At 56.1% G+C, this 13,776-nt stretch carries 13 protein-coding genes; 9 read left to right on the top strand and 4 right to left on the bottom strand.

Translation table 11 applies throughout. The features are described from left to right. The first annotated feature begins 9 nt into the window (after positions 1–9). Positions 10–3,234: a carbamoyl-phosphate synthase large subunit gene (carB, locus tag Y71_RS22945; protein WP_007373094.1), complete on the top strand. Its 3,225-nt coding sequence runs from the start codon at positions 10–12 to the stop codon at positions 3,232–3,234. 192 nt (positions 3,235–3,426) lie between these two features. After that, complete coding sequence (locus tag Y71_RS22940; RefSeq protein WP_035886663.1) at positions 3,427–3,657, top strand: YgdI/YgdR family lipoprotein; 231 nt, start codon at positions 3,427–3,429, stop codon at positions 3,655–3,657. 44 nt (positions 3,658–3,701) lie between these two features. Here the strand turns inward: Y71_RS22940 and Y71_RS22935 are convergent, their stop codons facing one another. The 3 genes from Y71_RS22935 to idnO are packed head-to-tail and all read right to left on the bottom strand — an operon-like array spanning position 3,702 to position 5,483. Further along, on the bottom strand, positions 3,702–4,181 hold the full coding sequence (locus Y71_RS22935; RefSeq protein ID WP_007373096.1) for a NanQ anomerase/TabA/YiaL family protein: 480 nt from the start codon (positions 4,179–4,181) through the stop codon (positions 3,702–3,704). Then, positions 4,178–4,708, bottom strand: coding sequence for a gluconokinase (locus Y71_RS22930; protein WP_007373097.1), 531 nt, complete (start codon positions 4,706–4,708; stop codon positions 4,178–4,180). Before Y71_RS22930 ends, Y71_RS22935 begins: the two co-directional genes overlap by 4 nt. 10 nt (positions 4,709–4,718) lie before the next feature. Beyond that, the gene (idnO, locus tag Y71_RS22925) at positions 4,719–5,483 is read right to left on the bottom strand and encodes a gluconate 5-dehydrogenase (RefSeq protein ID WP_007373098.1); all 765 of its coding nucleotides are present in this window, start codon (positions 5,481–5,483) and stop codon (positions 4,719–4,721) included. Positions 5,484–5,722: 239 nt separating this feature from the next. Here idnO and Y71_RS22920 point away from each other — a divergent pair, with 239 nt between their 5' ends. The 7 genes from Y71_RS22920 to folA all read left to right on the top strand — a co-directional run bounded on the left by Y71_RS22920 (position 5,723) and on the right by folA (position 12,893). Further along, positions 5,723–6,715, top strand: coding sequence for a LacI family DNA-binding transcriptional regulator (locus tag Y71_RS22920; protein WP_007373099.1), 993 nt, complete (start codon positions 5,723–5,725; stop codon positions 6,713–6,715). A gap of 209 nt (positions 6,716–6,924) precedes the next feature. Further along, positions 6,925–7,875 carry a 2-hydroxyacid dehydrogenase gene (locus Y71_RS22915; protein ID WP_007373101.1) on the top strand — a complete coding sequence of 317 codons (951 nt, stop codon included), beginning with the start codon at positions 6,925–6,927 and terminating at the stop codon, positions 7,873–7,875. Positions 7,876–7,904: 29 nt separating this feature from the next. After that, a complete protein-coding gene (locus tag Y71_RS22910) occupies positions 7,905–9,212 on the top strand; it encodes an MFS transporter (protein WP_007373102.1) in 1,308 nt (435 codons plus the stop codon). A gap of 11 nt (positions 9,213–9,223) precedes the next feature. Continuing rightward, positions 9,224–9,718: a heme-degrading domain-containing protein gene (locus Y71_RS22905; protein ID WP_007373103.1), complete on the top strand. Its 495-nt coding sequence runs from the start codon at positions 9,224–9,226 to the stop codon at positions 9,716–9,718. Positions 9,719–9,840: 122 nt separating this feature from the next. Beyond that, complete coding sequence (gene kefF, locus Y71_RS22900; protein WP_007373104.1) at positions 9,841–10,371, top strand: glutathione-regulated potassium-efflux system oxidoreductase KefF; 531 nt, start codon at positions 9,841–9,843, stop codon at positions 10,369–10,371. Then, the gene (gene kefC, locus Y71_RS22895; RefSeq protein ID WP_007373105.1) at positions 10,364–12,226 is read left to right on the top strand and encodes a glutathione-regulated potassium-efflux system protein KefC; all 1,863 of its coding nucleotides are present in this window, start codon (positions 10,364–10,366) and stop codon (positions 12,224–12,226) included. The genes kefF and kefC overlap by 8 nt, the downstream gene beginning before the upstream one ends. A gap of 187 nt (positions 12,227–12,413) precedes the next feature. Beyond that, positions 12,414–12,893, top strand: a complete 480-nt coding sequence (folA, locus tag Y71_RS22890) for a type 3 dihydrofolate reductase (RefSeq protein WP_007373107.1) — start codon at positions 12,414–12,416, stop codon at positions 12,891–12,893. 34 nt (positions 12,894–12,927) lie between these two features. Here the strand turns inward: folA and apaH are convergent, their stop codons facing one another. Then, positions 12,928–13,776: a bis(5'-nucleosyl)-tetraphosphatase (symmetrical) ApaH gene (gene apaH, locus Y71_RS22885; protein ID WP_007373108.1), complete on the bottom strand. Its 849-nt coding sequence runs from the start codon at positions 13,774–13,776 to the stop codon at positions 12,928–12,930.

The following is a 13,776-nucleotide window of genomic DNA, read 5'->3' as shown; positions in this document are numbered from 1 at the left end:
AGAAGAGCCATGCCAAAACGTACAGACATAAAAAGTATCCTGATCCTTGGCGCTGGTCCGATTGTTATCGGCCAGGCGTGTGAGTTCGACTACTCCGGCGCGCAGGCGTGTAAAGCGCTGCGTGAAGAGGGTTACCGCGTTATCCTGGTGAACTCCAACCCGGCGACGATCATGACCGACCCGGAGATGGCGGACGCCACTTATATCGAGCCTATCCACTGGGAAGTGGTACGCAAAATCATCGAAAAAGAGCGCCCGGATGCCGTGCTGCCAACCATGGGCGGTCAAACCGCGCTGAACTGTGCGCTGGAACTGGAACGTCAGGGCGTGCTGGAAGAGTTCGGCGTCACCATGATTGGCGCGACCGCTGATGCGATTGATAAAGCCGAAGATCGCCGTCGTTTCGACATCGCGATGAAGAAAATCGGTCTCGACACCGCGCGTTCCGGTATCGCACATACCATGGACGAAGCGCTGGCCGTCGCGGCTGACGTGGGTTTCCCGTGCATCATCCGTCCTTCCTTTACCATGGGGGGCACCGGTGGCGGCATCGCCTATAACCGTGAAGAGTTTGAAGAGATTTGCGCCCGCGGGCTGGATCTCTCGCCAACCAATGAGCTGCTGATTGATGAATCGCTGATTGGCTGGAAAGAGTACGAGATGGAAGTGGTGCGTGATAAAAACGATAACTGCATCATTGTCTGCTCCATTGAAAACTTCGACGCCATGGGGATCCACACCGGTGACTCCATCACCGTGGCGCCAGCACAGACCCTGACCGATAAAGAGTACCAGATCATGCGTAACGCCTCGATGGCGGTACTGCGTGAAATCGGGGTGGAAACCGGCGGCTCCAACGTACAGTTCGCGGTGAACCCGAAAAACGGTCGTCTGATTGTGATTGAAATGAACCCGCGCGTATCCCGCTCTTCTGCGCTGGCCTCGAAAGCGACCGGCTTCCCGATTGCGAAAGTGGCGGCCAAGCTGGCGGTAGGTTATACGCTGGATGAATTGATGAACGACATCACTGGCGGCCGTACTCCAGCGTCGTTCGAACCGTCCATCGACTACGTTGTGACCAAGATTCCGCGCTTCAACTTCGAGAAATTTGTCGGTGCCAATGACCGTCTGACCACGCAGATGAAATCTGTCGGTGAAGTGATGGCCATTGGCCGCACGCAGCAGGAATCGATGCAGAAAGCGCTGCGCGGTCTGGAAGTGGGCGCAACCGGTTTTGACCCGAAAGTGAGCCTTGACGATCCGGAAGCGCTGACCAAAATCCGCCGCGAACTGAAAGATGCAGGCGCAGAGCGTATCTGGTACATCGCTGATGCATTCCGTGCTGGTCTCTCCATCGACGGTGTGTTCAACCTGACCAATATTGACCGCTGGTTCCTGGTGCAGATTGAAGAGCTGGTGCGTCTGGAAGAGCAGGTTGCTTCGGTGGGCATTAACGGTCTGGACGCTGACTTCCTGCGCACCCTGAAACGTAAAGGCTTTGCCGATGCGCGTCTGGCGAAACTGGTTGGCGTGCGCGAAGCGGAAATCCGCAAACTGCGCGATCAGTACGATCTGCACCCGGTCTACAAACGTGTGGATACCTGTGCGGCAGAGTTCGCCACGGATACGGCCTATATGTACTCCACTTATGAAGATGAGTGCGAAGCTAACCCGAGCCAGGATCGCGAAAAAATCATGGTGCTGGGCGGCGGTCCAAACCGTATCGGCCAGGGCATTGAATTCGACTACTGCTGCGTACATGCATCGCTGGCGCTGCGTGAAGACGGTTACGAAACCATCATGGTTAACTGTAACCCGGAAACCGTTTCGACCGATTACGACACCTCTGATCGCCTCTACTTTGAGCCGGTGACCTTCGAAGACGTGCTGGAAATCGTTCGCGTTGAGAAGCCGAAAGGCGTCATCGTGCAGTATGGCGGACAGACACCGCTGAAACTGGCGCGTGCGCTGGAAGCTGCAGGCGTGCCGGTTATCGGTACCAGCCCGGATGCGATTGACCGTGCGGAAGACCGTGAGCGCTTCCAGCAGGCGGTTGACCGCCTGAAGCTGAAACAGCCAGCGAACGCCACCGTCACGGCGATTGAGCAGGCTATAGAAAAGGCGAAAGAGATTGGTTACCCGCTGGTGGTGCGCCCATCCTACGTGCTGGGCGGCCGCGCGATGGAAATCGTCTATGACGAAGTCGACCTGCGTCGCTACTTTATGACGGCAGTCAGTGTTTCCAACGATGCGCCGGTTCTGCTTGACCGTTTCCTCGATGATGCGGTGGAAGTGGATGTCGATGCCATCTGCGATGGTGAAATGGTGCTGATTGGCGGCATCATGGAGCACATCGAACAAGCGGGCGTTCACTCCGGCGACTCCGCCTGCTCTCTGCCGGCTTACACACTGAGCCAGGAAATTCAGGACGTCATGCGCCAGCAGGTGCAGAAACTGGCGTTCGAGTTGCAGGTGCGCGGTCTGATGAACGTGCAGTTCGCGGTGAAAGACAACGAAGTTTACCTGATTGAGGTGAACCCGCGTGCGGCGCGTACCGTACCGTTCGTCTCCAAAGCGACCGGCGTGCAGTTAGCGAAAGTGGCGGCGCGCGTGATGACCGGCAAAACGCTGGCGCAGCAGGGTCACACCAAAGAGATCATCCCGCCGTACTACTCAGTGAAAGAAGTGGTGCTGCCGTTTAACAAGTTCCCTGGCGTTGACCCGCTGTTAGGGCCAGAAATGCGCTCTACCGGTGAAGTGATGGGCGTCGGGCGCACCTTCGCTGAAGCCTTTGCCAAAGCGCAGCTCGGCAGCAACTCGACGATGAAGAAATACGGCCGCGCACTGCTCTCTGTTCGCGAAGGCGATAAAGAGCGCGTGGTGGATCTGGCGGCTAAGCTGCTGAAACAAGGCTTCGAGCTGGATGCAACCCACGGCACAGCGATTGTGCTGGGCGAAGCCGGTATCAACCCGCGCCTGGTGAACAAAGTGCATGAAGGCCGTCCGCACATTCAGGATCGTATCAAGAATGGCGAGTACACCTACATCATCAACACCACGGCAGGCCGTCAGGCGATTGAGGATTCCAAACTGATTCGCCGCAGCGCGCTGCAATACAAAGTGCATTACGACACCACGCTGAACGGCGGCTTCGCCACCGCGATGGCGCTGAATGCGGATGCCACCGAGAAAGTGATTTCCGTGCAGGAAATGCACGCGCAAATCCGCAAGTAAGCCTGACACCGGCCCGTTTCGCGGGCCGGTTTCCTTTCCTGACTTCTAAGTTCTGTAGGCCTGATAAGCGAAGCACCATCAGACCTGCAATCTTCAGAGTGTTCTGCATTTTCCCACGCTTACAGAGCGTTAACCTAAAATGGGTTAACAGACGAATGAAATTCACTGAAAAGCAGGGAGATAACCATGCAAATGAACAAACTTCTGATGACGTCGATTTTTACTGCCGCAACGCTGTTTACCGTGGCTGGTTGTTCTTCAAATCAGGCTGTTCGCACCACGGATGGCCGCACCATTGTGACCGATGGTAAACCGAAGGTGGATGATGACACCGGGATGGTTTCCTATAAAAATGCCGAAACCGGTAAAACCGAGCAGATTAACCGCGACCAGGTGAAAAACATGAGTGAGCTGGATAACTGATCCGGCTTGCTGTGAGAAAGAGTCCCGCTACGGCGGGACTTTTTTTATGCGTTTATTTTCAGCAGCGCCGCGTCGATTTTCACCACGATTTTACGTAGCGGGGCGGGCGACGTCAGGCTGCACATCGGGCGGTGCAGCTCCAGCGGGAAGATAATTGCCAGTTCTTCAGGCTGTAAATGGATCAGTGTCTCGCTGGCAATGTGCTGACAAAAACCGAGATCGTAGGCGTCATTAAACGGCTCGCTAAGTTCAAGCGGCAAGCCGTCCACACCCGCGCCAACCACCTCTTCACCGTCTAATACAATATGGATATCAATATATTGGCGATGAAATTCCGGGCGCTGCTCAGCCAGCGGCTTGGTATGTCCTTCAACCACTGAGAAGAAAACGCTGTCGCCCTGCAACGGATATTTTCCCGCCGCCAGCGAGTGCGGTTTCTTATCGAGAATGGCCTGGAGCGTCTGGCGAATAATCGCCGGATAGAGTGGATTCACCGCGCCAGCGGATAAGGTATCAATGATCATGCGGGAACATCCTGGTTAACGTAGTTTTGTAACAGGGAAAGGCTTTGCGAAACGATCGTAGCTACCGGCGGTGCGATATCCACCGCCAGAATGTCGGGTTCGTCATCAGCGGGAACTTCCAGCGCGGCGAACTGACTTTGCAGCAGCGCTTCGGGCATAAAATGCCCCTGACGCTGGCGCATTCTCTCCAGCACGCAGGTGTAATCGCCCCTGAGCCAGAGAAAACAGAGATTGTTGTTCCCCTGGCGAAGCTGGTCGCGATAGCGTTTTTTCAGCGCAGAGCAGACCAGCACACCAGATTCATTTTTCTGTTCCAGACTAAAAATAACGTCGGAAACGCGTTCCAGCCACGGCAGGCGATCGTCATCATCCAATGCCTGGCCCGAGGCCATTTTACGAATGTTCTGTCGGGGATGCAGATCGTCACCATCGATAAACTTCGCCTGCATTGCCTGCGCAAGCGCCAGACCTACCGTGCTTTTCCCGGTACCGGAGACGCCCATTAAAATCACGCACTGACCAGCCATCATGCGCTCCTTATACCGCGACCAGCATACCGCCATCGACGAACAGTAAATGCCCGTTAACGAAGTCGGAGGCTTTAGAGGAGAGAAACACCGCAGCGCCAACCAGCTCCTGCGGATCGCCCCAGCGTGCGGCAGGGGTGCGTTTGCATAACCAGTCGGTGAACGCTTTGTCATCCACTAACGCCTGCGTCATGGCAGTTTTGAAATAGCCTGGCGCGATACCGTTAACCTGAATATTGTGGCGCGCCAGTTCAACGCACATGCCGCGCGTCAGCATTTTCACTGCGCCTTTCGCGGCGGCATATGGCGTAATGGTGTCGCGGCCCAGTTCACTTTGCATTGAGCAGATATTGACGATTTTGCCCTGCTGGCGCGCCATCATGCGTTTAGCGACGGCCTGCGAAACCAGGAAAACAGCAGTCTGGTTGACGGCGATAACCGCGTTCCACTCATCCACCGGAAACTCGGTAAAAGGATGACGGCGCTGGATGCCCGCGTTATTGAACAGCACGTCGATGGCGCCGATATGGCGTTCAATATTGTCAATCGCCTGCTCGACGGATTCGGCATCGGTCACGTTGAATACCGCGACATGCGCGGTTGCGCCTTCATCGCGCAGTTTCATCGCGGCCTGTTCGGCGCGTTCCGCCGAGATATCGTTAATAATGATTTCCGCGCCGTACTGCGCCAGCCCCTGCGCCATAACAAAACCGATCCCCTGACCTGAGCCGGTAATTAAAACGCGTTTGCCGTTTAAACTGAAAAGATCGTTCATTGGTATTTCCTGAGCGAATGATGTGGCCTCTATCTCACGGTTTTTACCCTGGCTGAACTGTGACGCAGATCACTCAAATCCATGTTACGAAAAGGGGTTACTTTTAGTGTGAAGCCAGGCGGAAAACTGAGGGCAATCCGGTGGTTAACCGCGCGTTGCAGCGCGGTTGGGCAATTCTCTTTTCCGGCGACAAGGGGCATAATAACGGGCTCGGGCTGGCGTCAGGACAGGTAGCAACCATGAAGGCACAACGTATTACTTTGCATGATATCGCTGCGCTGGCGGGCGTAACTAAAATGACGGTCAGCCGCTATCTGCGCACGCCGGAGAAGGTGAAGCCCGACACGGCCGAGCGTATCGCCAGTGTCATTGCTGAAGTGGGGTACCAACCCGACCCGGATAATCCGGCGATGTCTGCCAACGTGCTGCCGCGCATCGGCGTGCTGATCCCCTCTTTTAATAATCAAATCTTTGCCGACTTGCTCGCCGGGATTGAATCGGTCACTTCTGCGCAGGGCTACCAGACGCTGGTGGTCAATTATGACTACGACAGTCAGCGCGAGGAGGAGCAAATTGCTACGGTTTTAGCCTTTAATGTCAAAGGGTTGCTGCTTACTGAGTCGGTTCATAGTCTGCGGGCGGAAAAGTATCTGAAAGCGGCCAAAATTCCGATTGCCGAAGTGATGGGGTTGTCGTCGAATGCCGATCGGATCAATGTCGGTTTCGACAATATGAAGGCCGGTTTTGATATGACCACGATGCTGCTGGCCAGCGGCAAGCGGCGCATTATCTACTTCGGCTCGATGTCTGATGTGCGCGACGAGCAGCGTTATACCGGTTACTGCCAGGCGATGGAAGCGCAGGGTTTACCGGTCGGACGCATTGCGCCAAATAAGGTGTCCTCGATTTCTATCGGCACCGGCATGATGACACTGGCGCGGCAAATGTACCCGGATATGGACGGTATTTTATGTACTAACGACGACCTTGCCGTTGGGGTGTTACAGGAGTGCCTTACTTCCGGGATAAAAGTGCCTGCTGAGATCGCGATTGCCGGGTTCCACGGCCTGGAGATTGGGCAGGTTATCAGCCCGCGTCTGGCCAGCGTTTTGACCCCGCGATTCGAGATGGGAAAGGTCGCGACCGAAATCCTGCTCAAGAAAATCAAAGGCTTGCCAACCATTGAACACGTCGATTTGCACTATCGCCTGTCGATGGGCGAAACCATCTGAACCTTTCAGTCGCGCAGGCTGTTGTTAGTATTTTGTTGTGCTTATGTCGCCCCTTTTCAGGGGGAATGCGGCATTTTACCCGCGCCGATCACGAAGAAAGTAACACGCTTTTTTAACACCATTCAGCGTGATGAAGATCGCAAAAATACCCGCCGAAAACCCGTTTGATAAGACCCAGGACGTACTGAAACTTTCAAACAGGTATCACGATGAATACAAAAACTAACCAGACCGTACTGCTGATCGTTCCTGTTGTAGACAGCCTGCTCGATCGCCTTTCCACTGCTTTCACTGTGCATCGCCTTTATGAACAAGCTGACGCAGAGGCTTTTCTGCAACGTGTTGGCGCCGACATTCAGGTCGTCGTGACGCGGGGCGATATCGGCGTTACTCATCAGGTGCTGGAAGCCTTGCCGCAGGTGGGGCTGGTGGCGCTGTTCGGGGTAGGCACCGATGCAGTTGATCTGAACTACACCCGCAAACGCAATATTGCTGTCACCATCACTTCTGGCGTGTTAACGCAAGGAGTAGCCGATCTGGCGATGGGGCTGCTGCTGGCGGGGGCGCGTCAGCTCTGTCAGGGCGATCGCTTTGTCCGTGAGGGACACTGGTTAACCTCCGCGCCAGCGCTGGCAACGCAGGTCAGCGGCAAACGCATTGGCATCTTCGGTATGGGCAATATCGGCCAGGCCATCGCCCGTCGGGCCAGCGGTTTCGATATGGAGATCCTCTACAACGACCGGCAGCCGATTGCCGGGCTGGATTACCACTGGTGCGCAGATCTGCATACTCTCGCTCATGAGAGCGATTTTCTGGTGATTGCGGCTTCTGCCGGAGCAGCAAACCACAAACTGATCGACGCCTCGGTATTTAATGTGATGCCGAAACATGCCTGGTTAATTAACATCGCGCGCGGTTCACTGGTCGATGAAACGGCATTGATCCACGCGTTACAAAACGGTGTTATCGCCGGTGCTGGCCTGGACGTTTATGAAGATGAACCGAATGTCCCGGCAGCGCTGATCGCGCTCGACAACGTTGTACTGCAACCGCACGTTGCCAGCGCAACGCATGAAACCCGACAAAAAATGAGCGATGTGGTGTACGCCAACGTTGCTGCTTATTTTGCTCAGGCGCCGCTGCCCAATGTGATTGCCTGATCTTCACCTCTGCCTCAGAGAGAAAACATATGAACACTAAAATACCCGGCACGCGCTGGTGGCGGATCATTGCGCCTGTGCTTATTGCCTGCATTATTTCGTTTATGGACAGGGTTAATATCAGCTTCGCGCTGCCAGGCGGTATGGAAGCGGATTTAGGCATCACCAGCCAGATGGCTGGCGTCGCCAGCGGGATCTTTTTTATCGGTTATCTGTTCTTGCAAATTCCCGGCGGGCGTAGCGCGGTAAACGGCAGCGGCAAGCGTTTTATCGCCTGGTCGCTGCTGGCGTGGGCGGTGGTTTCTGTCGCCACTGGATTCGTAACGCATGAGTATCAACTGCTGGTACTGCGCTTTATCCTCGGCGTTTCCGAAGGGGGAATGTTGCCGGTGGTGCTGACGATGGTCAGCAACTGGTTCCCGGAAAAAGAGGTGGGCCGGGCGAATGCGTTTGTCATGATGTTTGCCCCGCTTGGCGGCATGCTGACTGCGCCGGTTTCCGGGGCGATCATCGCGGCGCTCGACTGGCGCTGGCTGTTTATCATCGAAGGGCTGCTTTCACTGGTGGTGCTGCTGGTGTGGTGGCGGCTGATCAGCGATCGGCCGGAAGAGGCGCACTGGCTGCCAGCCAGCGAACGCGAATATCTGGTCACCACGCTGGCGCGCGAGCGTGAAGCGCGGCTGGCGGAAGAGGCGGTCAGCAATGCGCCGGTAAAAGATGTGTTCCGCAATGCCGGCCTGATGAAGCTGGTGGTGCTCAACTTCTTCTACCAGACCGGGGATTATGGCTACACACTGTGGTTGCCGACGATCCTGAAAAATCTGACTGGCGCCAATATGGCCGGGGTCGGAGTTCTGGCGATCTTACCTTTTGTTGCCACGCTTGCCGGGATCTATACCATCTCGCTATTCAGCGATCGCAGCGGTAAACGTCGCGCCTGGGTGCGTCTCTCCCTGTACTGTTTCGCTGCCTCACTGCTAGCTTCGGTATTGTTACGCGAACATGTGGTGGCGGCTTATATTGCGCTGGTGATGTGCGGTTTCTTCCTCAAGGCGGCGACCAGCCCGTTCTGGTCTATTCCCGGAAGGATTGCCTCGCCGGAAGTGGCCGGTAGCGCGCGTGGCGTGATCAACGGTCTGGGCAATCTGGGTGGTTTCTGCGGCCCGTATCTGGTCGGCGTGATGATCTACTTTTACGGGCAGAATGTGGCCGTCTGCGCCCTGGCGGGTTCACTGATTATCGCCGGGACGATCACCTTCCTGTTGCCGAAGAAATGCGATCTGCAAGCCGATGATCGGGTTCTGGCCAGCACCGACGATCAGCCGCATCGCGCATAGCGGAGGGCACTATGACACTGGAACAACAGATCGCATTATGCGAAAGCCACCACGCCACGTTGCGCTTTGCGGCCTTCGATTATGCGGATGCCTGGACGCTGGGGAATGCGTTATACCAGGAGGCACTGCGCAACGATTATGCGCTGGCGATTGAGGTTCGTGTCAATCAACTGTGCCTGTTCAGCGCGCTAATGCCCGGCGCGACGGCAGAAAATGTGGATTGGGTGCGGCGTAAGCGTAATCTGGTGGATTTTCTCGGTATCAGCTCCTGGGCTGCAGGGTTGATGCTGCAATCCCGTGGTACGACGCTGAGTGAACGTTATGGCGTAGGTGCGCGAGACTATGCAGCATTTGGCGGCAGTTATCCGCTTTATCTGACCAGCGGTTGCCTGATTGGTACGGTGACGGTCTCCGGCGCGCCGCAGCGTGATGATCATAACCTTGTGCTGAGTACGCTGGCACAGACGCTGAATGTCGCGCCACTGACGCTCGTCCCTCCGATGTAACTCCCTTCACTGGCAGGCGCGCGGGTTGCGTCTGCCATTCCCGCACAGATTGTCGCTTTAAGCCTGATGATTAACTGTCTACACTCTCAAGCAAAAGAACGCAGTGAAAAACAGGTTGATCGATGATCCTTATAATTTATGCCCATCCTTATCCGCAGCATTCGCATGCGAATAAGCGAATGATTGAGCAGGCAAGGACGCTGGAAGGCGTCGAAATCCGTTCTCTCTATGAGCTATACCCTGACTTTAATATTGATGTGGCCGCCGAGCAGGAGGCGCTTTCCCGCGCTTCGCTGGTTATCTGGCAGCATCCGATGCAGTGGTACAGCGTTCCGCCGTTGCTGAAACTCTGGCTGGATAAAGTGTTGTCGCATGGCTGGGCCTATGGTCATGAGGGCACCGCGCTTAAAGGCAAAAACGTGATGTGGGCTGTGACCACTGGCGGCGGCGACCACCATTTTGATATCGGATCGCACCCCGGCTTTGATGTGCTTTCGCAGCCATTGCAGGCAACAGCGATTTACTGCGGGATGAACTGGTTACCGCCTTTTGCCGTGCACTGTACCTTTATTTGCGACGATGAAACCCTGCAGGCGCAGGCGCGTCATTACAAACAACGTTTGCTGGAGTGGCAGGAGGCGGCACATGGATAGCCATTCATTAATACAGGCGCTGATCTACCTGGGGTCGGCCGCGCTGGTTGTTCCCATCGCTGTACGATTGGGGCTGGGGTCGGTGCTTGGCTACCTGATTGCCGGTGGCATTATTGGGCCGTGGGGATTGCGCCTGGTCACCGATGCCGAATCCATTCTCCATTTCGCCGAAATTGGCGTGGTGCTGATGCTTTTCGTGATTGGTCTTGAGCTGGATCCGCAACGATTGTGGAAGTTGCGCGCCTCGGTGTTTGGCGGCGGCGCGCTGCAAATGGTGAGTTGTGGCCTGCTGCTTGGCGTGTTTTGCGCCCTGCTGGGGCTGGCGTGGCCGGTGGCGCTGCTGATTGGTCTGACGCTGGCGCTCTCTTCCACCGCGATTGCCATGCAGGCGATGAATGAACGCAACCTGACAGTTTCGCAGATGGGGCGCAGCGCCTTCTCGGTGCTGCTGTTCCAGGATATCGCGGCAATCCCGCTGGTGGCGATGATTCCGCTGCTGGCGGCCAGCGGCGGTGCGATGACGTTGAGCGCGTTTACCCTTTCGGCGCTGAAAGTGGTGGGCGCACTGGCGCTGGTGGTGTTGATTGGGCGTTATGTCGCGCGTCCGGCGCTACGCTTTGTCGCTCGCTCCGGGCTGCGGGAAGTGTTCTGCGCCGTGGCGCTGTTTCTGGTGTTCGGCTTTGGGTTATTGCTGGAAGAGGCGGGATTGTCGATGGCGATGGGCGCCTTCCTTGCCGGGGTGTTACTGGCCAGCTCTGAATACCGTCACGCGCTGGAAAGCGACATCGAACCGTTTAAAGGCCTGCTGCTTGGATTGTTCTTTATTGGCGTCGGCATGTCCATCGACTTCGGTACGCTGGTGACGCACCCGCTGCGTATCCTGCTGTTGCTGGTGGGTTTCCTGGTGATTAAAAGCGTGGTGCTGTGGCTGATCGCCCGTCCGTTACGTGTGCCGGGTAAACAGCGGATGTGGTTTGCCGCGCTGCTGGGGCAGGGGAGTGAATTCGCCTTTGTGGTGTTTGGCGCCGCGCAAACTGCACAGGTGCTCGATCCAGAATGGGCGAAAGCGCTAACGCTGACGGTTGCGTTATCAATGGCGGCGACGCCAGTCCTGCTGGTACTGCTGGCGCGGCTGGAAACTGCCGGTTCACAGCAGGAGCGCGAAGCCGATGAGATCGATGAAGAAGAGGCGCGGGTGATCATCGCCGGATTTGGTCGTTTTGGTCAGATCGCCGGGCGTCTGTTACTTTCCAGCGGCGTGAAAATGGTGGTGCTTGACCACGATCCCGATCATATCGAAACGCTGCGTAAATTCGGCATGAAAGTTTTCTACGGTGATGCCACGCGCGTCGATCTGCTGGAGTCCGCCGGTGCCGGGCGTGCTGAGGTGTTGATTAATGCGATTGACGATCCACAGGCCAGCCTGCAATTGACTGAGCTGGCAAAAGAGCACTTCCCGGATCTGCGCATTATTGCCCGCGCTCGCGATGTCGATCACTATATTCGCCTGCGACAGGCTGGCGTCGACAGACCGGAACGTGAAACCTTCGAAGCGGCGCTGAAAACCGGGCGTCTGGCGCTGGAAGGGTTAGGATTAGGCCCCTATGAAGCCCGCGAGCGCGCCGACCATTTCCGCCGTTTCAATACGTCGATGGTGGAAGAGATGGCGCAGGTCGAGAATGATGCGCAGGCGCGCGCTGCCGTGTTTAAGCGCACCAGCGCCATGTTGACGGAAATCATCTCAGAGGATCGCGCACATCTTTCGTTAACGCAGCGTCATGGCTGGCAGGGAACGGAAGAGGGGCGGCATACGGACGATCCGGCAGACGAACCGGCGGTGAAACCGCAGGCGTGAACCTGTTCAGAGTGGTTTACGGGTAACGTTTTGAATTAAAGCGAGTGGAAAGCTGGCGGTGCAGCAACAGGTTGCGGTATCGCCAGCAGAATGAAAAATTTTCTTATCCTTTGCCTTGCCCCCCATCGACGAAAGATTGTGCTTTCCGTATAGTGGCGACAATTTTTTTGCATCCAGGAATGAATGAATGATCAGTCTGATTGCCGCGCTAGCCGTGGATCGCGTGATTGGTATGGAGAACGCCATGCCGTGGAATTTACCGGCCGATCTCGCCTGGTTTAAGCGCAATACCTTAAACAAACCGGTGGTGATGGGGCGTCTGACGTGGGAATCCATCGGCCGTCCGTTACCGGGGCGCAAGAACATTGTGATCAGTAGCCAGCCGGGTACTGACGATCGTGTCGAATGGGTGAAATCCGTGGATGAAGCTATTGCTGCCTGCGGTGATGTGGAAGAGATCATGGTGATCGGCGGCGGGCGTGTTTACGAACAGTGTCTGCCGAAGGCGCAGCGCCTCTACCTGACGCACATTGATGCTGAAGTGGAAGGCGATACCCACTTCCCGGATTACGACCCGGACGACTGGGAATCGGTATTTAGCGAATTCCATGATGCTGATGCGCAGAACTCGCATAGCTACTGCTTTGAGATCCTCGAGCGCCGCTAAGATGTCCCCCGGCGGGTCGCCGCCGGGGAGTCCTTTAAGAGGCTATCGCCTCGCCATCCCCTAAATCCATCTGGCGATTTGACGGTTGCGTGAAGTACATTTTGTCTTCCCAGCGCAGGCAGGTCAGTACGCCGCCCCAGCAGCAGCCAGTATCCAGCGCGTAAATCCCTTCCGGTGTGCCAGCGCCTTCCAGCGATGCCCAGTGGCCAAAGACGATGCTGTACTCCTGAGAAACCGGTCCCGGAATCGAGAACCACGGTTTAAGCGGTGCAGGAGCACGTTCGGGAATATCCTTGCAGTACATATCCAGCTGCCCGTTCGGGAAGCAATAACGCATACGTGTGAAGGCATTAGTGATAAAGCGCAGGCGGGCAAGCCCACTGAGTTCCGGCGTCCAGTGGTTTGGCAGATCGCCATACATTGCATCCAGGAATAGCGGATAGGAATCGCTGGAGAGCACCGCTTCGATATCGCGCGCGCAGTGTATCGCCGTCGGCAAATCCCACTGCGGGGTGATCCCGGCGTGCGCCATCACCAGCTTTTTCTCTTCGTCGATTTGCAGCAGCGGCTGACGACGCAGCCAGTTGATCAGTTCGTCGGCGTCGGGCGCTTCCAGCAATAAATTGAGCCGGTCTTTGGGCTTATTGCGGCTGATACCGGCAAAGACGGCCAGCAGATGCAGATCGTGATTGCCCAGTACGATACGTACGCTGTCGCCCAATGATTTTACGTAACGCAGTACATCCAGCGACCCCGGCCCACGGGCAACTAAATCGCCGGTAAGCCATAGGGTGTCTTGCTCTGGTGAAAATTCAACCTGTTTTAACAGCGCGATCAGTTCATCATAGCAACCATGAACGTCACCAATCAGATATGTAGCCAT

It is taken from the genome of Kosakonia radicincitans DSM 16656 (genome assembly GCF_000280495.2).
Taxonomy (GTDB): Bacteria; Pseudomonadota; Gammaproteobacteria; order Enterobacterales; family Enterobacteriaceae; genus Kosakonia; species Kosakonia radicincitans.
The sequence above is the reverse complement of the archived record's forward strand: the minus strand, read 5'-3'. Positions and strand labels throughout refer to the sequence as shown.

What these genes read in the sequence shown, in the direction of transcription:
- carB (WP_007373094.1), top strand. Translation starts at nt 10, where the DNA reads ATGCCAAAACGTACAGACATAAAAAGTATCCTGATCCTTGGCGCTGGT.
- Y71_RS22940 (WP_035886663.1), top strand. Translation starts at nt 3,427, where the DNA reads ATGAACAAACTTCTGATGACGTCGATTTTTACTGCCGCAACGCTGTTT.
- Y71_RS22935 (WP_007373096.1), bottom strand. Translation starts at nt 4,181, where the DNA reads ATGATCATTGATACCTTATCCGCTGGCGCGGTGAATCCACTCTATCCG.
- Y71_RS22930 (WP_007373097.1), bottom strand. Translation starts at nt 4,708, where the DNA reads ATGGCTGGTCAGTGCGTGATTTTAATGGGCGTCTCCGGTACCGGGAAA.
- idnO (WP_007373098.1), bottom strand. Translation starts at nt 5,483, where the DNA reads ATGAACGATCTTTTCAGTTTAAACGGCAAACGCGTTTTAATTACCGGC.
- Y71_RS22920 (WP_007373099.1), top strand. Translation starts at nt 5,723, where the DNA reads ATGAAGGCACAACGTATTACTTTGCATGATATCGCTGCGCTGGCGGGC.
- Y71_RS22915 (WP_007373101.1), top strand. Translation starts at nt 6,925, where the DNA reads ATGAATACAAAAACTAACCAGACCGTACTGCTGATCGTTCCTGTTGTA.
- Y71_RS22910 (WP_007373102.1), top strand. Translation starts at nt 7,905, where the DNA reads ATGAACACTAAAATACCCGGCACGCGCTGGTGGCGGATCATTGCGCCT.
- Y71_RS22905 (WP_007373103.1), top strand. Translation starts at nt 9,224, where the DNA reads ATGACACTGGAACAACAGATCGCATTATGCGAAAGCCACCACGCCACG.
- kefF (WP_007373104.1), top strand. Translation starts at nt 9,841, where the DNA reads ATGATCCTTATAATTTATGCCCATCCTTATCCGCAGCATTCGCATGCG.
- kefC (WP_007373105.1), top strand. Translation starts at nt 10,364, where the DNA reads ATGGATAGCCATTCATTAATACAGGCGCTGATCTACCTGGGGTCGGCC.
- folA (WP_007373107.1), top strand. Translation starts at nt 12,414, where the DNA reads ATGATCAGTCTGATTGCCGCGCTAGCCGTGGATCGCGTGATTGGTATG.
- apaH (WP_007373108.1), bottom strand. Translation starts at nt 13,776, where the DNA reads ATGGCTACATATCTGATTGGTGACGTTCATGGTTGCTATGATGAACTG.